The sequence below is a fragment of the Paenibacillus sp. FSL H7-0326 genome, from assembly GCF_001955535.1.
Lineage (GTDB): Bacteria > Bacillota > Bacilli > Paenibacillales > Paenibacillaceae > Paenibacillus > Paenibacillus shunpengii.
The window spans coordinates 314,872-341,619 of record NZ_MPVN01000004.1; the positions used below are offsets into that span (position 1 = coordinate 314,872).

At 49.0% G+C, this 26,748-nt stretch carries 23 protein-coding genes; 21 read left to right on the top strand and 2 right to left on the bottom strand.

Going from position 1 to position 26,748, the window contains the following annotated elements; all coding sequences use genetic code 11:
* The 4 genes from uxaC (at window position 1) to BK126_RS20360 (ending at window position 5,894) form a co-directional block, all read left to right on the top strand.
* Window positions 1-1,428: a glucuronate isomerase gene (gene uxaC / locus BK126_RS20345; protein ID WP_076314382.1), complete on the top strand. Its 1,428-nt coding sequence runs from the start codon at window positions 1-3 to the stop codon at window positions 1,426-1,428.
* 316 nt (window positions 1,429-1,744) lie between these two features.
* Entirely contained in the window at window positions 1,745-2,320 is a 576-nt protein-coding gene (locus BK126_RS20350; protein ID WP_090724799.1) for a MarR family winged helix-turn-helix transcriptional regulator, read from the top strand.
* Complete coding sequence (locus BK126_RS20355) at window positions 2,317-4,044, top strand: ABC transporter ATP-binding protein (RefSeq protein ID WP_076314384.1); 1,728 nt, start codon at window positions 2,317-2,319, stop codon at window positions 4,042-4,044. Before BK126_RS20350 ends, BK126_RS20355 begins: the two co-directional genes overlap by 4 nt.
* Window positions 4,041-5,894, top strand: coding sequence for an ABC transporter ATP-binding protein (locus BK126_RS20360; RefSeq protein ID WP_083656008.1), 1,854 nt, complete (start codon window positions 4,041-4,043; stop codon window positions 5,892-5,894). The genes BK126_RS20355 and BK126_RS20360 overlap by 4 nt, the downstream gene beginning before the upstream one ends.
* A gap of 165 nt (window positions 5,895-6,059) precedes the next feature.
* Here BK126_RS20360 and BK126_RS20365 read toward each other — a convergent pair whose 3' ends face one another.
* Complete coding sequence (locus BK126_RS20365; RefSeq protein ID WP_047911309.1) at window positions 6,060-6,584, bottom strand: hypothetical protein; 525 nt, start codon at window positions 6,582-6,584, stop codon at window positions 6,060-6,062.
* A gap of 153 nt (window positions 6,585-6,737) precedes the next feature.
* On the opposite strand from BK126_RS20365, the gene BK126_RS20370 reads away from it, so the two are divergent.
* The gene (locus BK126_RS20370) at window positions 6,738-8,045 is read left to right on the top strand and encodes a serpin family protein (protein WP_179085579.1); all 1,308 of its coding nucleotides are present in this window, start codon (window positions 6,738-6,740) and stop codon (window positions 8,043-8,045) included.
* Window positions 8,046-8,146: 101 nt separating this feature from the next.
* Entirely contained in the window at window positions 8,147-8,938 is a 792-nt protein-coding gene (locus tag BK126_RS20375) for a diacylglycerol/lipid kinase family protein (RefSeq protein WP_305954048.1), read from the top strand.
* Window positions 8,939-9,056: 118 nt separating this feature from the next.
* On the opposite strand, the gene BK126_RS20380 is transcribed toward BK126_RS20375, so the two are convergent.
* A complete protein-coding gene (locus BK126_RS20380; RefSeq protein ID WP_076314385.1) occupies window positions 9,057-9,674 on the bottom strand; it encodes a TetR/AcrR family transcriptional regulator in 618 nt (205 codons plus the stop codon).
* A gap of 185 nt (window positions 9,675-9,859) precedes the next feature.
* Here BK126_RS20380 and BK126_RS20385 point away from each other — a divergent pair, with 185 nt between their 5' ends.
* From BK126_RS20385 to rocF, 15 genes are all read left to right on the top strand, one after another.
* On the top strand, window positions 9,860-12,091 hold the full coding sequence (locus BK126_RS20385) for an MMPL family transporter (RefSeq protein ID WP_076314386.1): 2,232 nt from the start codon (window positions 9,860-9,862) through the stop codon (window positions 12,089-12,091).
* 177 nt (window positions 12,092-12,268) lie between these two features.
* Complete coding sequence (locus BK126_RS20390; RefSeq protein WP_076314387.1) at window positions 12,269-13,222, top strand: nucleoside hydrolase; 954 nt, start codon at window positions 12,269-12,271, stop codon at window positions 13,220-13,222.
* A gap of 239 nt (window positions 13,223-13,461) precedes the next feature.
* On the top strand, window positions 13,462-14,184 hold the full coding sequence (locus tag BK126_RS20395; protein WP_076314388.1) for a hypothetical protein: 723 nt from the start codon (window positions 13,462-13,464) through the stop codon (window positions 14,182-14,184).
* Window positions 14,185-14,478: 294 nt separating this feature from the next.
* A complete protein-coding gene (locus BK126_RS20400; protein ID WP_076314389.1) occupies window positions 14,479-14,823 on the top strand; it encodes a DUF2294 domain-containing protein in 345 nt (114 codons plus the stop codon).
* A gap of 225 nt (window positions 14,824-15,048) precedes the next feature.
* Window positions 15,049-16,089: an ABC transporter substrate-binding protein gene (locus tag BK126_RS20405; RefSeq protein WP_076314390.1), complete on the top strand. Its 1,041-nt coding sequence runs from the start codon at window positions 15,049-15,051 to the stop codon at window positions 16,087-16,089.
* Window positions 16,090-16,100: 11 nt separating this feature from the next.
* Window positions 16,101-17,042: a nucleoside hydrolase gene (locus tag BK126_RS20410; protein WP_076314391.1), complete on the top strand. Its 942-nt coding sequence runs from the start codon at window positions 16,101-16,103 to the stop codon at window positions 17,040-17,042.
* Window positions 17,043-17,864 (top strand): ABC transporter permease, encoded by an 822-nt coding sequence (locus BK126_RS20415; RefSeq protein ID WP_076314392.1) that lies wholly within the window; start codon window positions 17,043-17,045, stop codon window positions 17,862-17,864.
* A gap of 5 nt (window positions 17,865-17,869) precedes the next feature.
* Complete coding sequence (locus BK126_RS20420; protein WP_076314393.1) at window positions 17,870-18,658, top strand: ABC transporter permease; 789 nt, start codon at window positions 17,870-17,872, stop codon at window positions 18,656-18,658.
* A 21-nt stretch (window positions 18,659-18,679) separates the two neighbouring features.
* Window positions 18,680-19,741: an ABC transporter ATP-binding protein gene (locus BK126_RS20425; protein ID WP_076314394.1), complete on the top strand. Its 1,062-nt coding sequence runs from the start codon at window positions 18,680-18,682 to the stop codon at window positions 19,739-19,741.
* 200 nt (window positions 19,742-19,941) lie between these two features.
* The gene (locus BK126_RS20430) at window positions 19,942-20,379 is read left to right on the top strand and encodes a hypothetical protein (protein WP_143757774.1); all 438 of its coding nucleotides are present in this window, start codon (window positions 19,942-19,944) and stop codon (window positions 20,377-20,379) included.
* A 116-nt stretch (window positions 20,380-20,495) separates the two neighbouring features.
* Window positions 20,496-22,202: an adenine deaminase gene (locus BK126_RS20435; RefSeq protein WP_076314599.1), complete on the top strand. Its 1,707-nt coding sequence runs from the start codon at window positions 20,496-20,498 to the stop codon at window positions 22,200-22,202.
* Window positions 22,203-22,456: 254 nt separating this feature from the next.
* A complete protein-coding gene (locus tag BK126_RS20440; RefSeq protein ID WP_076314396.1) occupies window positions 22,457-23,209 on the top strand; it encodes an HAD family hydrolase in 753 nt (250 codons plus the stop codon).
* A 387-nt stretch (window positions 23,210-23,596) separates the two neighbouring features.
* Window positions 23,597-24,076 carry a Dps family protein gene (locus BK126_RS20445; RefSeq protein WP_076314397.1) on the top strand — a complete coding sequence of 160 codons (480 nt, stop codon included), beginning with the start codon at window positions 23,597-23,599 and terminating at the stop codon, window positions 24,074-24,076.
* Window positions 24,077-24,249: 173 nt separating this feature from the next.
* Window positions 24,250-25,416 (top strand): nitric oxide synthase oxygenase, encoded by a 1,167-nt coding sequence (locus BK126_RS20450; RefSeq protein ID WP_076314398.1) that lies wholly within the window; start codon window positions 24,250-24,252, stop codon window positions 25,414-25,416.
* A 163-nt stretch (window positions 25,417-25,579) separates the two neighbouring features.
* Window positions 25,580-26,494, top strand: coding sequence for an arginase (gene rocF, locus BK126_RS20455; RefSeq protein ID WP_076314399.1), 915 nt, complete (start codon window positions 25,580-25,582; stop codon window positions 26,492-26,494).
* Window positions 26,495-26,748 lie beyond the last annotated feature (254 nt).

Below are 26,748 nucleotides of genomic sequence, written 5' to 3' on the forward strand. Positions count from 1 at the left end.
ATGAAGTCTTTTTTGGATGAGCAATTTCTACTTACGAATGATACAGCGATTGAGCTGTACGAAAAGTATGCAAAGGATATGCCGATTATTGATTATCACTGCCACCTGAGTCCCAAGGAGATTTATGAGAATAAAACGTTTCGCAATATAACCGAAGCCTGGCTGTACGGCGATCATTACAAATGGCGGCTGATGCGGGCAAACGGGGTTGAAGAGAAGTATGTAACAGGAGGCGAGGGAGTCAGTGATTACGATCGGTTCCTCGCTTGGGCAAGAACGGTGCCGATGACGATCGGCAATCCGGTATATGCGTGGTCACACCTGGAGCTGCAGCGTTTCTTCGGCGTCTATGAGCTGATTAACGAGAAGAATGCACCGGTCATCTGGGAGAAAGTAAATGCCAAACTGAACGGAGAAGGCTTTGGTGCTCGTGATCTGATTACCAAATCCAAAGTAACGGTAGTCTGCACGACAGATGATCCTGCGGATACGCTGGAATATCATACCGCGATTCGGGACTTGAATGGTTTTGATACCGCGGTGCTGCCTTCATTCCGTCCTGATAAGGGGCTTGAGATTAACCGCGAAGGGTTCGGGGAGTGGCTCTCCCGCTTGGAGCAGACTGCTGGACGTTCAATTACGAACTACGATACGTTTCTTGAGGTGCTGGAGGCAAGAGTAGATTATTTCCATTCTGTTGGAGGACGTGTATCCGACCATGCGCTCGACTATGTACCGTATGCGGAAGCAACCCGCGAGGAAGCAGCTGGCATCTTCGCCAAGGTGTTAAATGGCGAGAAGGCTAGTCTGCTGGAGGAGCAGAAGTATAAGACTTACACACTGATCTTCCTCGGCAAGCTGTATGCGGCACGCGGCTGGGCAATGCAATACCATATCAATGCAGCAAGAAACAACAACTCACGTATGCTCGGACTGCTTGGCCCGGATACTGGTTATGACTCCGTCAATGACAGCCCGCTTGCCGGTCCGCTGGTGAAGCTGCTGGATGGACTGGCTAGTGAGGATGCGCTGCCAAGAACGATTCTGTACTCGCTCAATCCTCGTGACAATGAAGTGCTGGCTGCGATCGCTGGCAGCTTCCAGGGTGACGGTATTCCTGGCAAAATCCAGCTCGGTGCGGCATGGTGGTTCAACGATACGAAGGATGGCATGCTCGCCCAGATGAAGGCATTGTCTAACGTCGGTCTGCTCAGTCGATTTGTCGGCATGCTGACCGATTCAAGAAGCTTCTTGTCCTATACACGGCATGAGTACTTCCGCCGCTTGCTGTGCAATCTGCTTGGAGAATGGGTAGAGGACGGAGAGGCGCCGCATGACCTTGAGCTGCTCGGCAGTATTGTACAGGGCATATCCTACGAGAATGCACGGACTTATTTTAACTTTGAGAGTGCATACAGCAAGGTATAGTAGAGTAAATGCTGGTGCTGAAATGAATGCGGTGAGCAGTGAGAAAAAGTTATGGATGACAGATCCGCGGAGGGACGGCTGTGGCTATAGAGCCACAGTCGTCTTTTTTTATATGGAATGAAGAGAATGTGACGGTCCAAGAACAGCCAATATATAACTTAAGGATCAGCAAAATCCTGCAAGGTTCCGGTTTGACACTTAGGCGTGCAAAAGCATATAATCTGCATGGATTTATAATTAATTAGGAGACCTAATTAATTCGATCTATCGCAATATCGCAATGATTTTTGTTCAAATAAAAAAAGTGGGTGAGGCATTGAAAGAGAAGGATATACTTGCACAAAATCTACTCTTTGCATTTATGAGATTTAACCGCAGCAATTGGAAGCAGCCTAAGACGGAAGGCCGCAATCCGAGCGAAATTGTGCTCCTGGTTACTTTAATCCGGGGGAAGGAAACGCCTGAGAAGCACGATCCTGCTGTGGTCGGGCGGATGATTACGGATTTTCAAGAGAATGGACCAACGACCAAGGATCAGCTTGAAGGGCTTAAGATATCCGAGATCAGTGAAATTATGCGGGTCAAGGCGCCGACCATTACTCCTGTCATTCAGGGACTGGAGGAGCAGGGCTTAGTCGAGAGAAGAATGGATGAAGCCGATCGCAGAGTGATGCGGATTACCATCACTGAAGCCGGGCGGGAGGCTGTCCGGGGTGTTCACCGCGAGCTCATTAGCAATATGAAGGAAATGATTGAATATCTAGGTGAAGAGGATAGTGCTCAATTAGCGAAATTACTGACTCGGGTGTACGAGTATAAGGAACAGAAGCGGACAAGCACTGACCCGCACTGCAAAGATAGATTTTCAACAAAAGGAAGTGATCACACATGATGAAACTGCTGCGGATGCTGAATCCGTATAAGGCGGGTGTATCGATCGTCGTTTTTTTGCTTCTGCTGCAATCGTTATCTGATTTATTCTTGCCTACACTAATGTCTGATATCGTCAATTTTGGAATACCAGAGGGGGACGTTTCTTACATATGGAGTATTGGCGGTGTAATGCTCATTGTTGCACTGCTGGGTACTGTATGCTCTATTCTTGTAAGCTTCCTGTCCTCCCAGGTTACAGGCAAATTTGCACGTGATCTTCGCAGCCGTTTGTTTAGACATGTTGAGAATTTCTCTCTTCATGAGTTTGACCAGGTGGGAACAGCTTCGCTCATCACCAGAACAACAAATGATATTACTCAGGTTCAGAACGTGCTGCTGATGATGCTGCGGATGATGATTAGTGCACCGCTGATGTTTATAGGTGGTCTTGTAATGGCCATATCCCAAGATGCGAAGCTGTCTCTTGTTCTTGTTGTATCGCTTCCAATCCTTGCAGGAGCCATTGCCCTGATTGCCTTCAAGGGGCTGCCGCTCTTTAAGGCCATTCAGAAGAAGCTGGATCGTCTGAATCTCGTTCTGCGCGAGCAGCTGACAGGCATTCGGGTCATCCGTTCATTCAATCGTACCGGGTACGAGAAGGAGCGCTTCACCGAGGCCAATGGTGACCTCACAGATACCGCGATTAAGGTGAACAAGATTATGGCCTTCATGATGCCGGTTATGATGCTGGTGATGAACTTCTCTGTCATCGCTATTATTTGGTTCGGCGGTCTTCGGATCAACACGGGAGAGATCCAGGTAGGGAATATGATGGCGTTTATTCAATATGCCATGCAGATCATGTTCTCTCTGCTGATGGTGTCGATCATCTTCGTCATGCTGCCCCGGGCAGCAGCTTCTGCGGCTCGGATCAATGAAGTGCTGACAATGAAGCCGGAGCTTGCAGATCCTGAAGTGTCCAAGCCTGCAGGTCAGCTGCATGGAACACTTGAATTCGATAACGTGTCGTTTAAATATCCAGGCGCTGAGGAATATGCACTTAAGGATATCAGCTTCACGGCACAGCCAGGAGAGATTACTGCCATTATTGGCGGCACAGGGTCAGGCAAATCCACGCTGCTTGCGATGATCCCGCGCTTCTATGATGTCACCGAAGGCAGTGTTCGCGTCAATGGCATCGATGTAAAAGATATTTCTCAGCAAGAGCTGCGCTCGAAGATCGGATATGTCCCGCAGAAAGCCGTACTATTCACAGGTACCATTGCAGACAACATCCGTTACGGCAAGGAGGATGCGACCGAGGAAGAGATTCGGCATGCTGCAGAGGTCGCTCAGGCCGCAGAATTTATCGGCGGGATGGAAGATGGATATGAGAGTATCATCTCGCAAGGAGGCAGCAATGTATCTGGGGGACAGAAGCAGCGTCTGTCTATTGCGAGAGCCTTGGTGCGCAGACCCGAGATCTATGTATTCGATGACAGCTTCTCCGCTCTAGATTATAAGACGGATGCCAAGCTTAGAGCTGCTCTTGTTGACGAAACCGTCAACTCAACAGTCATTATCGTTGCCCAGCGGGTAAGCACGGTAAGAGATGCAGATCGGATTCTAGTTATGGATGAAGGCGTAGTCGTAGGCAGTGGAACTCACGACGAGCTGCTCCGAAATAGTGAGGTATACCGAGAAATTGTGTCCTCACAGCTGTCAGAGGAGGAGATTGCATGAGTCGTAAAAGTAAAGCTTCGCAGAACACGTCCAGCATGGCAGGGCCGAAGCATCCAGGGGGCCATCCCGGTCGTGGACCAGTTGAGAAGGCCAAGGATTTCAAAGGCACAATGAAGAGGCTGGTTCGTTATCTGAAGCCGCAAAACACAATATTAATCGTTGTGTTTATTATGGCTATTCTGAGCACGGTGTTCACGATTGTTTCGCCTAAATTAATGGCGGTGGCGACAAATATTTTATCCGAGCCGCTGTTTGATCCGAATGCGGCTATTGATTTCGTAGAGATTGCCAGAATTCTGATGTGGCTTGGTGCCTTGTATCTATTGAGTTCGCTGTTTGCCTATATACAGCAGTATCTCATGGCCGGCGTCTCGCAGCGTGTTGTATTTGAGATGCGGGAGCAGATTAACGACAAGCTGTCACGGCTTCCGCTCAAATATTTTGATGGAAGAACACACGGGGAAATCCTCAGCCGGGCTACAAATGATGTCGATAATATCAGCAATACGCTGCAGCAGAGTCTCGCGCAGTTCATTACCTCGTTTGTAACATTGGTCGGTGTCATCGTCATGATGCTGACGATCAGTCCATTGTTGACACTGATTACAGTGCTTACGCTGCCGCTCAGCTTAATTGTGGTGGCCATAGTCGCTTCCCGTTCACAGGGATATTTTGTGGGCCAGCAGAAGAGACTCGGCGAGCTGAATGGTCATGTTGAAGAGATGTACACCGGGCATAATGTCATTAAGGCATTTGGACGGGAAGAGCAGTCGATCCGCGATTTTGACAAGATCAATGAGGAGCTCTATGAGACTGGCTGGAAGGCCCAGTTTATTTCTGGTCTGATCATGCCGCTCATGATGTTCATCGGGAATATTGGCTATGTGCTGATCTGTGTGGTTGGGGGAATTCTCGTATCGACACGGTCACTGGATGTCGGAAGTATCCTGGCGTTTATTCAATATTCACGTCAGTTCTCTCAGCCGATCAATCAGCTGGCTAACATTGCGAATGTCATCCAATCCACGGTGGCTTCGGCCGAGCGCGTGTTCGAGCTGCTGGATGAAACAGAAGAAGTGCCTGAACAGGATACAGCCCGTATTTCAAGCAAGGTGCAGGGCGCAGTAACCTTCGAGCATGTGAAATTTGGCTACAGCGAAGACAAACCGCTCATAACCGATATGAACGTCGATGTGAAGCCGGGACAGACGGTAGCCATCGTAGGACCAACAGGGGCAGGCAAGACAACACTTATTAACCTGCTCATGCGCTTCTATGAAGTACAAGGCGGCACCATTAGAATCGATGGTGTGGATATTACCGATATGCCGCGGAGCAGACTGCGGAGCATGTTCGGCATGGTGCTGCAGGATACATGGCTCTTCAACGGCACAATCTATGACAACATTGCATACGGCCGTGAGGGAGCTTCGGAGACAGAGGTGCGGCAAGCAGCTGTTGCAGCTAGAGCAGATCATTTTATCCGCACACTGCCAGATGGGTATCAAACGGTTCTCAATGAAGAAGCATCGAATATCTCACAAGGCCAGAAGCAGCTGTTGACGATTGCTCGTGCTATTCTTGCGAATCCTTCCATCCTTATTCTCGATGAAGCGACAAGCTCGGTCGACACCCGGACAGAGACCTTGATTCAGCAGGCGATGAATGAGCTGATGAAGGATCGCACCAGCTTTGTGATTGCCCACAGACTGTCAACGATTCGGGATGCTGACGTTATTCTCGTCATGAACCATGGGGATGTAATTGAGAAAGGGACCCATCAGGAGCTGCTTGTGGCAAATGGATTCTATGCAGAGCTATATAACAGCCAGTTTACAGAGGTAGGCTGATTAACGTAAATTTTGGCAAGCTTAGGCTGTTATGAGATGGATTCATCTCAATAGATAAAACACACTGTACTCTCTTGAATGAGCAAGAGCGCTCCTCCCAAGAGGTACCGTGTGTTTTTTTTGTTCTCGCAAGCAGCATGATTATGACGGACAGCTTGGATCAGGTCATACTTTAACCGTGTCTACAATAACAGCGTCTGCCGGTATTTCCAGCTCTTTCGCTCTTCTCTGCTCGATCAGCTGTCTGGCGACATTATAGCAATCCTCTACATGCTTATTGCCAACATACCGCATGGCAGAGAAGCTCAGCGCTGCAGATAAAGCGTGACCGGCGATCGGGATAATGCGTGCCGCTTGTTTGGCCGCCATCCGTACGCCAACCTTCTGGAGCAGCTTGATGACGAGCTCCCGGGTGATGAGCTTACCGATTACCGCGCTCCCCATGGACATAACAAGTCCATACACTGCAGCCTTGGATTCTGCATCCATACCGCTGAGCTGCTTCTCGGACAAGCCAAATTTATCATTTATGGCAGGCAGGAGCTGCATCAGCATGCCTACATCCGCGACAACATCTGTTCCGGGAATCGGTACAAGCGCAGTGCCGCCGGATGCGAAGGCTCTCGTATTTACCATGGAACGGCATTCTTTGCGAATGGCTTCAAGTTCTTCAAGCGTTGCTGGAATCATAGAAACACTCCTCCTCGTCGATGGACATCATTTTACAGCTTCATTACCCTATTGAGCGCTCTAAGACACGCTAGAAACAAAGAAAAAATCCCATTATATATTGGAACTATTCTGCTGCCGTGAGAGTCTACCTAAAAAAGGGGGATGATTAGGATGCTAATGACGAAGAGAGAGAAGGCAGTGAATCGATCGTTTCTGGCCATTATGCTTGTGCTCGGTTTAAGTGCTTGTGCACCTCAGGCAGACATGGGGGAAGAAATCCCGCAAAGCCTGTCCACGTTACCTGCTAAGGTCGATCAGATGAGTACAGAGGAGCGTGATCGGCTGGCTGCAGCACTAGATCCGGTACTGATTAAATCGCAGAATACACTGGGTATCCAGCTGATGGAGGAGCTTCGAGATCAGGAAGCTGCACCTAAGAATGTATTGATCTCACCCTACAGTATTGCCTCTGCCTTAACGCTTGCTTATACCGGCTCCAATGGTGTAACGGAGCAGGAAATAGCAGAAGTACTTGGGCTTACTGGCTTAAGTATGGAAGAGGTGAATGAGGCCAGCCGGATATATATGCAGCTTCTGAACAGCCCTGGTCAAGGGGTGGAGCTGATGACAGCAAACTCGGTCTGGGTAGATGCGGGCTATACCTTAAAACCGGCGTTTCTTGAAACGGCAGGAACCAGCTATGGAGCTGAGATCTTGGAAGCAGAGCTGTCTTCCGAGGAAGCCATGAATTCCATCAATACCTGGGTCAGTGAGAGAACAGAAGGTCTGATAGACAAGATGCTGAGCGAGCCTCTGGACAGCGCGGTGAGAGCTTATTTGCTGAATGCCCTGTATTTCAAAGGAACCTGGCTGTACACCTTCGATGAGAATCTAACCAAGGAGGGAGCTTTTACAACCGGGGATGGTACGGAGCTGAACATACCGATGATGCACGATACCAATCCGTATGGGTATAAGGAGTCAGAGGACTGGCAGGCCGTTCGTCTGCCTTATCGTGATTCAAGCATGAACATGCTGGTGATTCTGCCGGCTGAGGGCAAGAGCTTGGATGACACCATGAAGCAGCTGATACAGCAGCCTGAAGTATTTGCCGCTCCATTCGATGAACATCGGATTCAGCTCTCCATGCCGAAATACAAGGTCGAATATGAAGCAGGGCTTGTGGACCCATTCATGAATATGGGGATGAAGTCGGCTTTTGAAGATGCTGACTTCTCACGGATGTCAGAGGGCGATTTATTCATCAGCGATATACAGCATAAAGCCGTGCTTGAAGTGAATGAAAAGGGCTCCGAGGCAGCGGCAGCGACTTCCGTGGCTATGGCAGAATCAGGGGCAATGGTCGCAGATACCAAAGTGATGAATATCAATCGGCCCTTCTTTACAGTTATTGAGGATGAGGATACGGGAGCCTGGTTGTTTGTGGGGTCCATAAATGATCCAAGGGGTGCACAATAAAGCGATCCGTTCATCGTCTGCAGCGCTGAGCTTGTTTTATTTCTTCCTCATTTAGGGTAGATATAAAAGTAAGATGTGATTTTGGTGGGGAGGAGATAAGCATGGATATTCAAAAAGCTCTCCTCATCCATAACGAAGCGGCGGGTTCGGCAATGAGTATGGTCGGCGGAGCGGTGTCTGCGCTGGCCCCTGTTATTCCAGAGCTTGTTGTCATGAAGACACAGGCAGCGGGCGACGGGGAGAAGATATGCCGACAGCGGGGCGAAGATGTGGATGCGGTCTTTATTTTGGGTGGAGACGGTACAGTTCATGAATGCATTAACGGGCTGGCACAGCTTCATCGTCCGCCTGTAGTAGGCATATTGCCGGGCGGGACCTGTAATGATTTTGCACGTACGCTCGGTATTCCGATCCATGTGCCGGAGGCAGCGGAGGCTTTGATTCACGGAGATGCGGTAAGCCTGGATCTTGGAATGGCTAACAATCGGATATTCACCAATTTTTTCGGTGTTGGAATCATAACAGAGACCTCTGCGAATATTGATCCCCTACTCAAAGGATCACTCGGCAAGCTCAGTTATTTCATCAGCACACTGCAGACGATTCGGGCTGCCGAACCTTTTCGTTATCAGCTGAAGACGGAGAGCACACAGATCGAAGATGAGGCTGTGATGATCTATGTATCGAACGGCAGATCTCTAGGCACCAGCACACTGCCATTTGCCAAGGATTCGCTTACGGATGGACAGTTTGATGTGCTCATCATACGCGAGGCGGGTATCCCTCTTCTACGGGAACTGCTGGCAAGAAAGCCCGAAGGCAGGTGGGAGCCGCATAATGACAGCCTGAAATATTTCAAGGCGAGTCATATTCATTTGGAGACAGAAGTATAGATGCCGGCAGATACGGATGGAGAAGTCTATCTCTCTGCACCGGCTGAAATAAAAGTGCTTGAGCAGAGACTAAAATTTCTAATGCCAAGGAACGGAGACTCGTGATGAGCTCCGTTCTTTATTGCTGCGCAGCACCTTGCAGGAACAATTGAACCAGCGCTTGTGCAAGATCAAGCGGGGCTGGGTACTGGATTCTTGTGTCCTCCCGGTTGCCAAGCATCAGCATTGCAGTGAAAGCCTGGGCGAGAAGCATGGCATTGCCCTTCTTAAGCACACCTTGTTCCATAGCCTTCTCAAAATGAACAGACATCACTTCATAGATGCGGTGTTCTGCATCTCGAATTTCCTTGATCTGCTCTGGGCTCAAGAATGCCTCAGCTTCACGCATAATTGTTTCCATTTCGGCGTGTGGCCTAGCGATCTTGGCCTCGGCAACGCGAAGCAGCCCTTGTTCAAATGTATCGGCTTCTTCAAGGAACCTAGCTGTATGCTTGTACCCATTCGTCAGCATGGTCGTCACAGAGATCTTGAAGAGCTCAGGCTTGCTAGTGAAATGATAGTAAATGGATGCCTTGGTCACATTACATATTTTGGCGATTTGAGCAAGCGATACCGGCTCGTAACCGTTCTCCATGAAGAGTATAGAGGCCGTCCTGAGTATCGTCTCCTGAATCGGAACTTGGTCATGGGTTTGCTTGGGTCTGCCCGGCGTACGCGGGGTTTGTGTATTTTTCATATGAAACCTCCTGTGAACAGTTTATGACAAGATGCGGATTTTATCAAAATTAAACTTGATAATTAACCTTCCGGTATATATAATTGCTTTGATCATATTCTTAAATACTTCCTTATTCAAGTTAAATGAGTCGGTGTTATGAATTGAATTCAAAAAAAAGCAATCTACAAAAAGGAGAGACTATAATGCATGAATCCGGCCCGAATTATGGTAAATGGGTTGCAGGAAATCGAAGCAAGTGGATTACGCTCCTCGTATGGATCGTCCTCGCTCTCGTTCTTAACCTGACGCTGCCTGCCGTAGGAGAGCGTGAGAATAACAATGCGGAGAACCTTGCCGATGACAAGGCATCCGTACAGGCTGAGCGCCTTGCTGCTCAGGAATTCCCGAATAATACAGGTGTTCCGGCACTGATCGTGTGGCACCGGGAGGGTGGGCTGCAGGATGAGGATTTAACCAACCTTCAGCAGCTTACCGAAGAACTGACAAGCGAGCCTGTGGCTAATCAGAGCCAGGTTGTTCCGCTGCATGAGCTGCCGCCACCGGCACTGGATGCCCAGCTGTCTGAAGACCGCAGCACGATTATACTCCCTATGTTCTTTGATGAAGCTGCGGATGCGGCTGCTCTGGAGGAAGGAATCAAACAGCTGGAGGTCAAAGCTGAGGAGTTATATGGCGAGAGTCCTTTTGAAGCTGATATCAATGGTGACGAGCTGAGTGCGCGTGTAACCGGACCCGTCGGCATCTCCATTGATGCTACCGGGTTGTTCGAGGATGCGGATGTATCCTTGCTCATCGCAACGGTTCTCATCGTACTGATTCTTCTGTTATTGATCTACCGATCTCCAATCTTGGCGATCATTCCGCTGATCGGTGTTGGATTTGCCTATTTGGTGATAAGTCCTTTGTTAGGCATACTGGCTGACCAGGGCATTATAACCGTGGATTCTCAATCCGTTTCCATTATGTTGGTGCTCCTGTTTGGTGCAGGTACGGACTACTGCCTGTTTATCATTTCAAGATTTCGTCAGCTGTTATGGCAAGAATCCGATAAGAAGAAGGCTTTGTTCCGAGCGATTATGAATTCCTCGGGCGCGATCGCCATGAGCGGGCTGACCGTTGTTATTTCTCTGTTTTCGCTGCTTATCGCGGAATATGGGGCCTATCAGCGTTTCGCGGTTCCATTCAGTCTATCCATTCTGATCATGCTCATCGCCAGCCTGACGCTGATTCCTGCACTGCTTGCTATTTTTGGCCGTGTGTCTTTCTATCCATTCGTGCCAAGAACGCCTGAACTTGCTGCTGATCATGCGAAGAAGAAGGGTAAGCCGGCTCCCGCTCCACGTAAGCAGAAAGAGAGCAAAATCGGTAATATTGTCACAACACGTCCATGGACAGTTATCATATCGGCAGTAGTGCTGCTAAGTGTGTTCGCTGCCTTCGCACCGCAGGTGAAATATACTTACGATCTGTTATCATCCTTCCCGGAGGATGTACCTTCACGCGAAGGCTTCAAGATCATTGGAGAGCAATTCTCTGAAGGAGAGCTTGCTCCGGTCAAGATTATGGTGGATACGAAGGGAGAGGCTGTAGACCTTCCTGATCGTCTGGCCGAGCTTGACTATGTGAACGTTGTTTCTGAGCCGCAGCAAGGAGCAGAGAACAGCCAAATTGCAGGGTATGATGTAGAATTGACGATCAACCCGTATTCCATGGAAGCCATGCAGCACATTCCGGATCTCAGAGCAGAGGCCGAAGCGTCTCTTGCGGCAGCTGGCATTTCTAACCCGGAGAACAACGTCTGGATCAGTGGACAGACCGCTATGCAATATGATTCTGAGGTAACTAGTAATCGTGACTCCGACGTCATCATACCGGTTGTTATCGGATTGATCAGCTTGCTCCTGCTGTTCTACCTGCGTTCTATCGTTGCCACCATCTACTTGATGGCGACCGTTATTCTGTCGTACTTCTCGGCACTTGGCCTTGGCTGGATTATTATTCACTACGGTCTTGGTGCAGATGCGATTCAAGGAGCGATTCCGCTGTACGCCTTCGTCTTCCTTATCGCGCTTGGACAGGACTACAACATCTTTATGGTCTCAAGCATCTGGCAGAAGCGTAAGCAGATGCCGCTCAAACAGGCCATCAAGGAAGGGGTCGGAGAGACCAGCTCAGTCATTACTTCGGCTGGACTTATTCTGGCAGGGACCTTTGCTGTCTTGACAACATTGCCGATCCAGGTGCTTGTGCAGTTCGGTATCATTACAGCGATTGGTGTGATGCTGGATACCTTCATCGTAAGGCCATTGATTGTACCGTCTATAACTACGGTGCTGGGGAAATGGGCCTTCTGGCCAGGCAAGCTGACTCGTGAGGAAGAGTCCCAGACGGCAGTTAAGCAAAAACAAATGTAAAAAAATATATAATAAGGGGCTTGTTAGCAGAAGTGTGAAGCTAACGTGCCCTTTTTGCATAGGGGCAGGTAGGAATATCAGATGAATGGTTGCAATTGCCTTAAGATAAGACTTAAGATGAATGAAGTTTAACCAGATATTTAAGCATCAGACTAGACAAGCAGGGGGATTTACAACATGACAAAGAAGGCAAAAGTATATCTTAACCATGACGGCGGTGTTGATGATCTTGTTTCACTATTTATGCTGCTGCAAATGGATAACGTAGAGGTAACGGGTGTATCTGTTATTCCGGCAGACGGTTATTTGGAACCGGCAACAGATGCAAGCCGCAAGATTATAGATCGATTCAGCACCTATCCGGTGGAAGTGGCAAAATCGAATTCACGCGGTAAGAACCCTTTTCCAAGCGACTGGAGAATCCATTCTTACTTCGTAGATGCACTTCCTATTCTGAACGAGTCAGGCACCATGGAAGCCCCATTGTCGGAGCTGCCTGCACACAAACATATCATTGAGACACTGAACAATACAGAAGAGAAGACCGTGCTCCTCTTCACAGGTCCGCTAACCGATCTGTCACGTGCGCTTGAGGAAGCGCCGGAGATAGAAGAGAAGATTGAGCGTCTGGTCTGGATGGGCGGTACATTTGAGAACGGGAATGTTCAGGAGCCAGAGCATGATGGAACAGCGGAATGGAACGTGTACTGGGATCCGGAGGCCGCATACCAAATTTGGAAGACGGGCATTGAGATTGATCTTGTGGCACTTGAGAGCACAAATAAGGTTCCACTCACCCCTGCTGTGCGTAATCTGTGGGCAAAGGACCGTAATTACGAAGGTGTAGACTTCCTGGGTAACTGCTATGCCGGAGTGCCGCCGCTGGTATATAGCGAGACGAACTCCACCTATTATTTGTGGGATGTATTAACGACAGCGGCTGTGGGTAGAGAAGACCTGGTTACACGGAAAGTGGTTCATTGTTCTGTCATTCCAGAGGGTCCAAGTCAAGGACGTACCGTCATCGATCCGAACGGTAAGCCAGTAAATCTGGTATATGATACGAACCCGGATGCCTTCTTTGCCTATCTGGTAGAGCTTGCGAAGAAAGCAGCACCTAAGCGTTATTAATACCTGCTTTAGAGAATAAGAGTGCTGATGGTTCCCGAACTGGCTGTTCTTGGTCGGAATCATCAGCCCTTTTTTTTGTGCAAACCTAAGTCCTGGCCTCTCTATCATCTATGTTTTTACTCAAGGCACTGTTTTGGTAAAATGAAAGGATACGTCTTAAGCATCACAGCAGATTAAGCACGGAGCTGATGACGGGAAGTCACCTTCAGGTGTTGACGAGAAAGGATATTTTACGAAAAATGAATGATAAGCTAGTTATATGTATTCCAGGTCAGTGGAAGGATCGGGACAAGCTGAAGCGTTCGGTTCAGAAGAAGAGTCGGGGCGAGTATGTGCTGGCTGAAGATTTGCTGATGGATACGAAGCACAATCGTGCGTTTGAGGTTCGATTCCAGGAGCATGACGCCAAGCTGTCAGAAGCCTTCTATTATTCGGAACGAGGCATGATGAATGAGAAGGCATTGCATAAATTGGACAAGCATACCCATGTGCTGCATCTGATGAGCTATATGGGCAGCCTGGATGCTGTACAAAAAATCGTGCCGGCCGTGCAGCTTCTGTTGAAGAGCGGCGGGCTCGCGGTGAAGATTGAGAATTCAGGCAAAGCCTATACATCTGAGGAATGGGACAAGCTGACAAGTGAAGCTAGAGTCGACCAGCTGCTGCATACCTTTGTCAGCTATCGGCAGAATGAACAATACTACTATTCCTGCGGGATGCAGATGTTTGGCCTTCCCGAAGCAGCGATCAGCATAGATACGGATCCGGATGCCTCTATGCAGGTCATGTCTCAATTCTTGTATGGCCTGCTGACGCAGACGGAAGAAGAGAGCAGCGCAGGCAAAGAATTCAAGATTTATGGTAGAACGTATGCGAGCCAGTATGAACCCGAATGTTTTAATGAAGAAGAACCTTATTTGTACAACCCAAGTGGCATGTACGTACTTACTGAGGTCGGCTAAAGATTCAGGAATAAGTAAATGAAAACCTTCCATTAGAGGCACACTACATTTATGGGCACTAACGGGAGGTTTTCTTGGTCATAGCAAGAACCTTATAAAGTAGGCATGGATAGCAGGAGTCCAGCGGTTCCGAATAAAATAAGCGAATGACCCTCGGCAATGTTCGTGTTTTAATAACCTTTTATGTAAAATATTCCTCATGTCTTGCTTGAATACGAATGATTATGTATAATCAAACCTGTGAGATGTCCGAATGTACGGTAGTATCTTTCGAATAGTAAAGGTGGTATCTGAATGCAGCTGGACACGAACGAGAACAAGAAGAAGATGTGCCAGATTTATAATGAAGTATCTAAGGAGCTATTCGGATTCGGCACGACCCTCCTGAAGGCTAGTGTTGACGATCGGATTGTTACCTTCTATGCGAAGCACCGCCGTTCACCTCGTTCGGCTGCTCTTGAAGGGGAAGCCCCTGAACTCAAGCAGGAAGTTGATTTTCGAATGTCTCTTCTATATAAGAAGATATTTCGGGACAAGCTTGAGGAGCAGATGAACCTTGAGATAGAAGCATTGCTGAGAGATTATGACGCTCCGACGCAGATTGCGATTACGACGCTGATCGTGCGCGAAGAGTCCTGACAATAGGGTGTGGATTGGGTCTACAGCTCAATCAATTCCCATATATAACGGCAATCAACTTCGGATCAACTCTGGAGGAGAACCAGTGAATTTATAAGCGGGTGTCGCTATTTCTTTGTTTACGAAGAAAAGTGTTCTTGTACATTGACAAGGATGCTTTTCTTTTTTTTGTTTCATTTTGGGCCATATTACAAAAGACAAAAGATTCTGAGGGGGATATTTACAATGAAAAAGGTACTGACAGGAATTACGAGTGTTGCACTGGCTTCCATGCTGCTAGCAGGCTGCGGCGACGGCGGCGGAGCGGCAAAAGAAAAACTGGTCATATCGACTTGGGGCTTCTCGGAAGAATTCTTCAATGAGCAAGTATACGCTCCGTTTGAAGAAGAGCATAACGTTGATATTGTCGTTGAGGTCGGTAACAACGCAGAACGTCTGAATAAAATCCGTCAGGGGACTTCACAAGTCGATATCGTGTTCCTGTCTGACTATTATGCACAGCAAGGGATTGCAGAAGGATTGTTTGAAACGATCGACCGTGCGAACATCCCGAACATCGAACAAATCTATGATTCAGCCAAAGCACCACTAGGTGAAGATTACGGTCCAGCCTATACTGTTGGGCAGCTGGGCATTGCTTATAATCCGAACCTGATCAAGAACGAAGTGACATCCTGGAGTGATCTGTGGAGTGATGAATTCGCCGGAAATCTAACATTGCCGAACATCACAGCAACAGCAGGCCCTATGGTGCTTGATGCAGCATCCACCGTAGCTGGCAATACCGCATTCAATGAAGATGCTGCTTTTGCCGAGCTGACTAAGTTGAAGGATGGCGTGGTGAAGTTCTACAGCCAAACCTCAGAGTATGTGAACATGTTCGCTCAAGAGGAAATTGCGGGCGGACCGATCATGGAAATGTACTTCAAGGATATCCAGGCTGCTGTGCCTGAAGCGAAGTTCGTAACACCTAGTGAAGGTGCGTACGCCGTAATGAATACAGTAAATGTCGTAAAAGGATCGAAAAATAAAGAGCTTGCAGAAGAGTTCATTAACTGGCAGCTTAGCGAGGAAGTGCAAACCGCTTCTGCTAAAGCTAAGGTGGATTCCCCGGTTAACGTGAACGTGAAGCTGACAGAGGAAGAAGCAGAGGGCATCACTTACGGCGCAGACGTGGTAGATCAGTTGAAGCTTCTGGACATGGAGTTCGTTAACAACAATGCAGCTGTATGGACAGACCGCTGGAACCGTGAAATTGCTAACTAAGGAGGAGTCTTATGAATCCGATTCTGCTGGATGTAGACACAGGTATTGATGATGCACTCGCCATCATGCTGGCGGTTCAAACTCGCAAAGATGACATTGCGTGCATTACGACCGTATGCGGCAATGTGTCGCTGGATCAAGCTACAGAGAACACATGTAAAATACTTGAGTTCATGCAGGCCGATCAGATTCCTGTATATCGCGGCTCGGAGAGCCCCCTTATCCGCAAATCGCATTATGAGCACCGCGTGCACGGACAGGATGGTCTAGGCGGAGCACTCAAGGAGTTCACAGCCAAGAAGCAGGCAGACAGCGGATTTGCCCCCGACCGTATCATCGAGACGGTCATGGAGAGACCGGGGGAAGTGACGCTCATTATGACAGGGCCACTGACCAATCTCGCGCTTGCGCTGCTCAAGAAGCCGGATCTCGTCAAGCATGTCAAAGAAGTGATCTTCATGGGCGGTGTCGTGAAAGGGATGGGCAATGTTACGCCGGTTGCGGAGTACAACACGTATGCCGATCCCGAAGCGGCGCGTATCGTACTGCAAGCGGGGTTCCCTAAGCTCACTCAAGTAGGACTGGATGTGACACGCCAGACGCTGCTGACGGAAGCTCATATTGAACGTCTCACCATTCCAGCGATCAAGGATTATGTCGCGCAGAGCACAGCGATTTACATCAAGCGCTATGAAGAAATGAATGGAGTGCGTGCTTGCGCTCTGCACGATCCGCTTGCAGTAGGAGTGGGGCTTAATCCAGACCTTGTAACAAGGAATGCGTATTATGTTGACGTAGAGACGGCGAGCCGCTTGTGCGACGGACAGATGGTCTGCGACTTCCAGAATCGACTGGGGCATGAAGCGAATGTACTGGTCTGTGAGGAAGTGAATCAGGCTGCTTTTCTGGAACAATTTATTGAAGCACTTAACAAACCCATTGGAGCCTCTTAAATGAAGAATAAATATGCTTATTACCTTCTCTTGCCGGGTTTCCTGTTTCTGACGCTGTTCATGGTGGTTCCGATCGTGCTGACGATCGGCTCTACCTTTGTGCAGGATGGGAGCCTGACACTTGTGGGGTACCAACACTTTTTACAAGACACTTATTTTCTGAAAATATTGTGGACTACGCTGCAGGTCAGTGTACTGACGACGGTGCTATGTATTTTGCTCGGATTTCCGACAGCCTACTATATTGCCAAGCGCAGTGCCCGTAAGAAAGCGATCCTGATTGCACTGGCGATCTTCCCGATGCTGACAAGCCCGGTCGTTCGTTCCTTCAGCTGGATGATCATTCTTGGCCGCAAGGGACTCGTCAACAACGCTTTGATGGGTATGGGTCTGATTAATGAGCCGCTCGACCTGCTCTATACACCGATCTCGATCACGATTGGTCTCTTGCATCTGTTCCTGCCGATTATGATTATTTCACTGGTGGGTGTGCTGGAGAATATCGATACCGATCTGATCAAGGCAGCGGAGAGCCTTGGAGCTTCCCGGTTTACAGCGTTCAGACGCATCGTGTTCCCGCTGGCAGTTCCGGGCCTTGTGCTGGGTTCGACGCTTGTGTTTGTCGGCAGCTTGACGGCCTATACGACACCTGCGCTGCTGGGAGGTAAAGAACGGGTCATATCCACGTTCCTGTATCAGAATGCAATGACGCTGAATGATTGGTTCCTCGCGTCGGTTATCGCAACGATTATGATCGTCATTACGTTTATTGTCGTCGGTCTGATGAACAAGGCGGCGAACAAATTAAATCCGAAGGGGTAAACAACATGCGGGAGAAAAATATCGGGCTCAGCCTGATCAGTCTTGTGGTCTTCATCTTTCTGCTGGGCCCGCTTCTGATTATCGCTGCCAGTTCATTTGAGCCGGGGACGGTGCTGAAATTTCCGCCGGAGGGCTTTTCCCTCAGGTGGTATCAAAATATTTTTGAGCAAGGAAGCTTTGTACGAACCTTCATGATTTCGGTTATCATTTCGCTGGCGGGCAATGTGCTCGCACTGCTTATCGGCGTACCGGCCGCTTATGCAATCAGCCGGTTTCGGTTTAAAGGCCGGGATGCGCTGAATGCCATCTTCCTATCGCCGGTGCTTATACCGGGAATTGTACTTGGTTTTACACTCATGCGTTATTTGATCGTCGTGTATCAGCTTCCGCTGTATGCGGGACTGCTGATTGGTCATACGGTGATCATGCTGCCGTTTATTATTCGGGTGATCGGCTCCAGTCTGTCGAACTTCGATTTTGCAATCGAAGAGGCGGCACTGAGCCTGGGTGCAGGACGGGTTGCGACCTTCTTCAAGGTCGTTCTGCCGAACATTAAATCCGGTATTATTGCCGCGATTCTGATCGCCTTTTTGGAATCATTCAATAACGTTGACATTTCCGTCTTTATGACCGGCCCAGGGGTAAGCACCCTGCCGATCCAGATGCTCACATATGTAGAGAATTATTTTGACCCGACGATCGCGGCGATATCCGTGCTGCTGATGGTTGTTACCGGCGCATTTATGTTCTTGATTGAACGGATGATGGGTCTGTCCTATTTCACGAAACGCTAATGACAGGAGGCACTTCAGATTATGGCATTGCTAACTTTAGACAAAGTCTCAGTGGCCTATGACAACAATTATATACTCAAGGATTTTGATCTGGCGCTTGAAAAAGGACAGCTCATCTCCCTGCTCGGCCCGAGCGGCTGCGGCAAAACGACAACACTGCGTCTGATCGCAGGCTTCTTGGAAGCCAAAGACGGCAAATTTACATTTGACGGTAAGGATTACACACGGGTGCCGGTGAATAAGCGTAACTTTGGCTTTGTGTTTCAGAGCTATGCACTGTTTCCGCATTTGTCGGTGTATGAGAACGTAGCATTTGGACTGAAAATGCGGAAGGTCAAGGATGACGAGATCAAGAAACGTGTGATGCGTATTCTTGAGGTGGTCAGCCTGGCGGGATTTGAAAAAAGACTGCCGCAGGAGCTGTCGGGCGGTCAGCGCCAGCGGGTGGCGATTGCCCGTGCGCTCGTGATCGAGCCGGATCTGCTCTTGTTCGATGAGCCGCTGAGTAACCTCGATGCGAATCTGCGGGTAAATATGCGTGTGGAGATCCGGCGTATTCAGCAGGAGCTGGGGATTACGACAGTATATGTATCGCATGACCAGGAGGAGTGCTTCTCGATCTCCGACCGGGTAGCAATTATGAATAAGGGGAATGTGGAGCAGCTGGAGCGCCCCGAGACAATCTTTAAGTATCCTGCGACCGAGTTTGTAGCACGGTTTATCGGCTTCCATAACTTTGTCGAGTTTGATGAGCGGAGCGAGCAGGATGGAGTGATTGCACTGCGTGTCGGCGCCCGTCAGTTTACCGCAACGAAGAACCCAGGCACACTTACGCCGGGAGCGCGCAAAGGAGCAATCCGCCCGGATGATCTGATCGTGACTGCGGCAGATGGGGGAGAATTGCCTGCGAATGCACTGCCGGGTGTGGTGAAGGTGAGCACGTACCTTGGACGCAGCTACCAGTATGTCGTGGAGACCGAGCTGGGCGACTTTACCGCGAACCAGGAGATGGAGAGCGCGTACCTGAGCGGCCAGAGAGTGAACCTGATCTTTCCGCCGGAGAAACTCGTACTTGTGCAGTAATATTTTGAGTTTGGTTTGGCCTATTTTTATCTTTTATCTTTTGTTTTTGTCTCTTGTCTCTTGCCTTTCGTCTTTGTGTCAGTCGCATGACAAAGGAATGCCGCTGACACGCCGGAGGAAGCGGAGCCCGAAGGCACTCTGTTCTTGCACTTTTGGGACAGTCGAGCGAAGCTTCGCTGGCCCTCGCCGGAGCGGACGAAGTGCGGAGGCAAAAGAGATCTTTCCCGCGCTTGGGGGACAGAGAGCGAAGCTTCGCTGGCCCTCGCCGAAGCGGACGAAGTGCAAAGGCAAAAGAGATCTTTCCCGCGTTTGGGGGACAGAGAGCGAAGCTTCGCTGGCCCCGCCGGAGCAGACGAAGTGCGGAGGCAAAAGAGATCTTTAGCGCACTTTGGGACAGTCGAGCGAAGCTTCGCTGGCCCTCGCCGGAGCGGACGAAGTGCGGAGGCAAAGGAGATCTTCCCGCGCTTGGGGGACAGAGAGCGAAGCTTCACTGGCCCCCGCCGAGCAGACGAAGTGCGAAGGCTAAGCGCCTCTACGCACAAGAGCCATGCGGGCAAAGCAGCCTGACGGAAATATTCGTCAGGCAAGCTCGCATCGCGGCTCCACGCTCCATCGTAACCATAGCAAGTTTGAACTAAACTAACGAACCGCCAATTCCGGGTGTCCAGAGGGCAGAGTCCTCTGGGGCCCTCCCTGTCAGGGAGGGTTTGGGAGGGTGACCTTCCGGAGGGTGATTGTAAAAGGGGTTCCTGACGTGAGAATAGATCAATTAATCTTGAATGTAAAAATTTACAATAGTTACTATAAAGTGTTTGAAGAGGGCAGTGTGGCTGTATGCGACGGACGGTTCTTATATATCGGACCGCGCGGGGAAAAAATGTTCACAGCTAGCGAAATTGTGGATGGCCGCGGCCATTACATGATTCCTGGACTGATTGATATCCATCTTCACATCGAGAGCACGATGGTGACACCAGCGACGTTCTCCTACGGACTGCTGCGCTGCGGGGTCACGACGATTGTACCTGAGCCGCATGAGATGGCAAATGTATTCGGCATTGAGGGTGTGCAGGAGATGATGGAAGCGAGCAAGGAATGCGCGGTCGATATGTTCTATGCGATTCCGAGCTCGGTTCCGGCTACACCGATGGAAACAACAGGCGGCAGCATTGAGATCGAGGACATGGACAAGCTGATGGCAACAGGCGAGATTATTTGCCTTGGCGAAATCATGAACTATGTTGATGTCATTAACAAGCCGGACAGCAAGACAAACCGTATTCTGAAGCATATGAAGAAGAACTATCCCAAGCTCGTCATCGAAGGCCATACACCGAAGCTGATGGGACTTGATCTGCATCGTATGATCTATGCGGGTGTAGATTCTGACCATACACACCAGAGTATTGAAGGGATGAAAGCCCGTATTGCCGCAGGGATGTTCATTGAGCTGCAAGAGAAGTCGATGACCCAGGAAGTGATGGATTATGTAATTCATCATCCGGTATCCTCTCATTTCTGCTTTGTCACAGATGATGTGATGCCAGATTCCTTCGTGGAAAAAGGACATCTCGATCATATCGTGCGCAAGGCGATTCGGATGGGGATGAAGCCGGAGGATGCCATTTTTGCGGCGACCTATACGCCTGCGAAGCGGATGAAGATGGATGATCGGGGGAGTATCTCACCAGGCAAGATTGCCGATTTTATCCTTGTATCTGATCTGTATCAGTTTGATGTGAGGCAGGTATACAAAAGCGGCAAGAAAGTATTCGATCTGTACGAGAATGATGTGCAGAAGAGTGAGACCGGGGCGTTCCCTGCTCATTTTTACAGCAGTGTGAAGCTTGCGCCTCTAAGCCTGGAAGACCTGACAGTGAAGGTGGATGTACCGGATGGTCCTCATCAAGCACGGGCCATGATGGTTAAGAATGGTTCGACCTTCACTCAGGAAGCGCATGTCGATGTGACTGTTCAAGACGGCGTGCTGCAGTGGGAAGATACAGGCTATGGTCTGATTTCTACGTTCGAGCGCTACGAGAAGAACGGAAATCATGCATTTGGACTCATTGGAGGCGATACGATCAAGCGCGGAGCCATCGCGACGACGTATTCCCATGACAATCACAATCTGCTGATCGTCGGAGCCAACCCGGAGGACATGCTGCTCGCTGCGAACACGGTAATCGATAGCCAAGGCGGTTTCTGTGTGGTAGAGAATGGAGAAATCCTGTCTCATGTGGAGCTTCCGGTAGGTGGAATCCTGACGGAGGAGCCGCTTCATATTGTGGCACATCAGGTGAAGGAGCTGCGTGAAGCGATGCTGTCGCTCGGGTATGTGCACTATAATCCGATTATGTCGCTCAGCACGCATTCACTCGCCGTCAGCCCAGCGTTAAAAATTACGGATCACGGACTAATTGATGTAAACGAGGGTAAGATTGTTTCTCTAATCGTTTAAGCGCTGATCGTTGCTATAGTGAACCGAGACAAAAAGAAATAGACCGCCCTTTGTGAGTGAGGATCACGGTCTATTTCTTGAACTTGCGCCCACTGCCGACCGCTCTTACAGCGGTATGTTGTGCAGGGAGTCGTGTGTAGGAGCACGGCTCCCTTTTTCTATTCTGATCTTAACTTAATTTAGACTTCAACAAACAAAATCACCTCTGTTAAGATAAACTAGTAAAAAATATGGATCTGGAGGGACAAGCTCAGATGGAACACATCTGCACCGCAGCAGAAGCAAGCCCAGCAGCCAAAGCTGTATTTTTTGATGTGGATGATACTTTGTATGATCATCTTACTCCACTGCGAGAGGCTTTAATACAGAGGCTTCATTTGCCGGAGACACTGCCGTACGAGGAGATCTACCACCGATTCAGGTACTACAGCGACCTGTTATCCGCGGAAAAGAACCTATCCGCCGTCCCTACACCAGAGGATATGGCAGACATGCGCAGACGCCGGTTTATGCTCGCCCTGGCCGAATTTGGAGAATTCATCAACGAGGAGCAGGCAGAGGCAGCGCAAGCGGCGTATCTCGATATGCAGTTTCAGATTAAGCCATTTCCGGGAGCTGTTAAGCTGATTCAGCAATTAAAGAACCATGGAATTCGGGTGGGTCTAATTACGAATGGGCCAGAAGAGCATCAGCTGGCGAAGATCAAGGCACTTCAAATGGAAAGGTATGTGGATCAGCAGCTGTTCTTCGTCTCAGGCGGAGTAGGGTATGCGAAGCCGGATGCGCGGCTGTTCCAGCATGTGAACAACGTTACAGGAACGTTGCCCGAGAACTGTTATTATGTAGGCGATTCATGGAGAAATGACGTCGTCGGTGCGATTGCTGCAGGCTGGACGGTACTATGGTTCAATCACCGGAGAGCAGAACCCGAGTCAGAGCATAAGCCGCATTTTATTGCTGATAACTATGAGCAGCTCGGAAATATGCTGAAGAAACAGCTGTACTAATAGAATGAAACTGAAATGGCAGATATGTATAAACATCGGGGCTTTCGCTAAAGAGTAGAGCGGGAGCGTCCGATGTTTTTAGTATAGCGGCAGCGCAACAAGAAAAAAAATTCTAAAATTACACGAATCAATTTCATATATCATTAAAAAGGTAGAATTGAAACTATATATACTCTTGATTGAAGCAGCTAAAGTTATTATGAAATTGATTTACATAAATTATTTTCAATAAACACTTCCTTTTTCTAGAGAACATGTTATAATGATATCAGGATTTAGATTAAGTCTAAATTGAAATATAAAGTGATCACGAACATCGCAATAAAAAATTAGCAATGAAATAACTTACTTAGTAAATTAAATTCTAATTTAAAGGAGATAACGAATATGACAACAACTCAAACAAACCAAGCGAACCAAGTGAAAGATGAGCAATTTCTGCACAGCTCCCTGAACCGCCAAATTGCTGGCTGGTCCGTGCTCTATACGAAGCTTCACAATTTCCACTGGTATGTCAAAGGACCTCATTTCTTCAAACTGCATGAGAAATTCGAAGAGTTCTATAACGAAGCAGCAGAGAACCTTGATGTTGTAGCTGAGAGACTGCTGGCCATTGGCGGACGTCCAGCAGCTACGATCTCTGAGCACTTGAGCCTTTCTCCTGTTGAAGAAGCAGCACAAGGCTTGAGCGCGGAACAAATGGTTCAAGCGATCGTAGAAGACTATACTACAATGGTCGAAGCCATGGCAGAAGCGCAGGAAGCAGCGGAGAATCTTGATGACCAAGTGACCGCAGATATGCTGATCGGCATGCAGGCATCCCTGCAAAAGCAAGTTTGGATGCTGAACGCTTTCTTGGGTAAATAAGCAGGATCCTGCTCAATAAATAGACACATGAAAGTGTCCAACTGATGAACTTCCTCTTGCTCTTGTAGTTTCATGGATACCAGATGGGTATAATGGAACTAATTCAAAAGTCACGCTTGCCATTGAAGTGTTAGATGGTAAGATGACGGTAGAACGAGAGGTCGGCAGGTCGGATGACGAACAAGACTGCACTTATTAAAGAAGCGGAAGCTTTTATATATACAAGCTATGAAGAGCTGGGTCTGAGCCGTGATACGGCAGAGACCCGGCTTATTCGTATTCGAGAGGATATCGAAATAACAGGCACCTATGAGCATACGACACAGGAGCTGGAGTATGGAATCAAGCTGGCTTGGCGCAACAGCAACCGCTGTATTGGTCGGCTGTTCTGGGAGTCGCTTCGCCTTGTGGATGCACGTGATGCCACCACGGCCGAAGAAGTGGCTGAGCTGTTATTTTCCCACATCCGACAGGCAACAAACGGAGGCAAGGTGATTCCTATGCTCACCGCCTTCAAGCCGATGAATGCAGCTGGGGAGGCTCCGATTAGAATATGGAATCACCAGCTTATTCGATATGCTGGCTACGAGACAGAGCAAGGTATAATCGGCGATCCTGCTTCGGTGCAGCTGACCCAAGAGGCGCAGCGTCTCGGCTGGGAAGGAGAAGGAACTGCCCATGATGTGCTCCCGCTGATCATCGAGATCCATGGTGAGATGCCGAAGCTCTTCCCGATTCCGAAGGAGCTGGTGCTGGAAGTGCCGATCAGTCATCCGGAATATTCTGCGATCGCAGAACTCGGCATGAAATGGTATGCGGTTCCCATGATTTCGGATATGCGGCTGGAGATAGGAGGCATTCATTACCCGGCAGCTCCGTTTAACGGCTGGTATATGGGAACAGAGATCGGTGCACGAAATCTGGCAGATACGTTCCGTTATGACATGCTGCCACAGGTAGCGAAGCTAATGGGGCTGGATACCTCCTCTGAACGAACACTCTGGAGGGACAAGGCTCTTGTCGAGCTGAATCTGGCGGTGCTGTATTCGTATAGAGAAGCTGGAGTCAGCATAGTAGATCATCATACGGCAGCGAATCAATTTGCGAGGTTTGAAGAACGGGAAGCAAATGCAGGACGGCATGTTACAGGTGACTGGGTCTGGCTTATCCCGCCAGTCTCGCCAGCGACAACGCATATCTTCCATAAATCCTATGACAACACGACGCTTAAGCCGAATTTCTTCTATCAACAGGCCCCTTATCCTGCAGATCGGGAAGTGGCAGACGATACAACACAACGGCAAGAGACTGTTTCTTCAGTAAAATGCCCTTTTCACTAGAACGGGCTCATTCTCATCATTCATTTGAACCGTCAGGTTTATTCCTGGCGGTTTTTTGTGTGCTCATCGTAGGGTGCGAAGGAAGCATGTCATTCATCGGCCTGTTTCGGAATAGATATAGTGGTAAGCTCTCGAATCACCTTACACGAGGGAGGGGCAAGGAATGGACAAAAGCCAGCTGATTTCTCTGATTAAAGTGCCCTTTGGTTACGGTGCGGGCCGAATGGGCAGTGAGCTAGGCCCTGAGCGTCTTCTGCGATGGGGTCTGATAGAGCAATGGAAGGAGCTTGGGTATGTGCTTGATGAGCCTTCCCGTATTTTATTAAAGGATCAATGGAGCGATAAGAGCGATAAGGCAGTGAGTGTACCTTTGAAAAATGCTTCTAAGGTGTTGTCCATATGTACGGCATTAGCCAGTGAGGTTAAATTGAAAAGAGACGAAGGACATTTTCCATTCATTCTCGGCGGGGATCACAGTATTGCAATGGGCTCACTTGCCGGGCTGACGGCGGATGGAGGGAGTCTCGGTGTCATCTGGATGGATGCCCATTCTGATCTCAACACGGAGGAGACGACGCCATCAAGGAATATGCATGGCATACCCTTAGCTGTCGGATTGGGCAGGGCTGCGCTGAAGCTGTCTCACATCTGTGAAGGCGCCGCAGACATTGATCCTTCCAAGACGGTGCTGATCGCGGCCAGAGAGCTGGATCCCGGTGAGAAGGAGCTGATTAAGGAGCTGGGAATTCATTGCTATACAATGCATGAGATTGATAAGCTCGGCATACAGAAGGTGATCGATGAGGCAGTGGATATCACTAGCAGCGGAACTGATGGTGTCCACCTCAGCTTCGACATCGACAGCATAGACCCGACAGAGGCACCGGGAACAGGTACGCCGGTCCAAGGCGGATTATCCTATAGAGAGGGTCATTTTGCCATGGAGCTGCTGTATGAAGCCGGGATCATTACTTCCTGCGATTTTGTAGAGGTGAATCCACGGCTGGATCGGAATAATCGGACCTCGAAGCTGGCGGTGGATCTGATCGGGTCGTTATTTGGTAAACGGATCTTGTAACCATCAATTACATTCAATTTCACGCCTGTGTCTTGTACTTGGGTTAGAGCATCTCGTGGAGATTTAAGTCCATGGAGGTGCTTTTTTCTGCTTTTTTCTGAAAAATTTTCACGATTGGTCAAAAAAAGAGGTTGCGCATTGGGGTGGATTATATATAATGGTTTCGATGTGTGCCCGAACGGATATAATGACATATGCAAAATGAACTCGAAGGCGCAAGGCACATCCCCTCAAAAAAGGAGGTTTTTTATTAC

Excerpts from the sequence above, each read along its gene's own strand:
- uxaC (WP_076314382.1), top strand. The coding sequence starts at position 1 with ATGAAGTCTTTTTTGGATGAGCAATTTCTACTTACGAATGATACAGCG.
- BK126_RS20355 (WP_076314384.1), top strand. The coding sequence starts at position 2,317 with ATGATGAAACTGCTGCGGATGCTGAATCCGTATAAGGCGGGTGTATCG.
- BK126_RS20360 (WP_083656008.1), top strand. The coding sequence starts at position 4,041 with ATGAGTCGTAAAAGTAAAGCTTCGCAGAACACGTCCAGCATGGCAGGG.
- BK126_RS20365 (WP_047911309.1), bottom strand. The coding sequence starts at position 6,584 with ATGATTCCAGCAACGCTTGAAGAACTTGAAGCCATTCGCAAAGAATGC.
- BK126_RS20370 (WP_179085579.1), top strand. The coding sequence starts at position 6,738 with ATGCTAATGACGAAGAGAGAGAAGGCAGTGAATCGATCGTTTCTGGCC.
- BK126_RS20375 (WP_305954048.1), top strand. The coding sequence starts at position 8,147 with ATGGATATTCAAAAAGCTCTCCTCATCCATAACGAAGCGGCGGGTTCG.
- BK126_RS20380 (WP_076314385.1), bottom strand. The coding sequence starts at position 9,674 with ATGAAAAATACACAAACCCCGCGTACGCCGGGCAGACCCAAGCAAACC.
- BK126_RS20385 (WP_076314386.1), top strand. The coding sequence starts at position 9,860 with ATGCATGAATCCGGCCCGAATTATGGTAAATGGGTTGCAGGAAATCGA.
- BK126_RS20390 (WP_076314387.1), top strand. The coding sequence starts at position 12,269 with ATGACAAAGAAGGCAAAAGTATATCTTAACCATGACGGCGGTGTTGAT.
- BK126_RS20395 (WP_076314388.1), top strand. The coding sequence starts at position 13,462 with ATGAATGATAAGCTAGTTATATGTATTCCAGGTCAGTGGAAGGATCGG.
- BK126_RS20400 (WP_076314389.1), top strand. The coding sequence starts at position 14,479 with ATGCAGCTGGACACGAACGAGAACAAGAAGAAGATGTGCCAGATTTAT.
- BK126_RS20405 (WP_076314390.1), top strand. The coding sequence starts at position 15,049 with ATGAAAAAGGTACTGACAGGAATTACGAGTGTTGCACTGGCTTCCATG.
- BK126_RS20410 (WP_076314391.1), top strand. The coding sequence starts at position 16,101 with ATGAATCCGATTCTGCTGGATGTAGACACAGGTATTGATGATGCACTC.
- BK126_RS20415 (WP_076314392.1), top strand. The coding sequence starts at position 17,043 with ATGAAGAATAAATATGCTTATTACCTTCTCTTGCCGGGTTTCCTGTTT.
- BK126_RS20420 (WP_076314393.1), top strand. The coding sequence starts at position 17,870 with ATGCGGGAGAAAAATATCGGGCTCAGCCTGATCAGTCTTGTGGTCTTC.
- BK126_RS20425 (WP_076314394.1), top strand. The coding sequence starts at position 18,680 with ATGGCATTGCTAACTTTAGACAAAGTCTCAGTGGCCTATGACAACAAT.
- BK126_RS20440 (WP_076314396.1), top strand. The coding sequence starts at position 22,457 with ATGGAACACATCTGCACCGCAGCAGAAGCAAGCCCAGCAGCCAAAGCT.
- BK126_RS20445 (WP_076314397.1), top strand. The coding sequence starts at position 23,597 with ATGACAACAACTCAAACAAACCAAGCGAACCAAGTGAAAGATGAGCAA.
- BK126_RS20450 (WP_076314398.1), top strand. The coding sequence starts at position 24,250 with ATGACGAACAAGACTGCACTTATTAAAGAAGCGGAAGCTTTTATATAT.
- rocF (WP_076314399.1), top strand. The coding sequence starts at position 25,580 with ATGGACAAAAGCCAGCTGATTTCTCTGATTAAAGTGCCCTTTGGTTAC.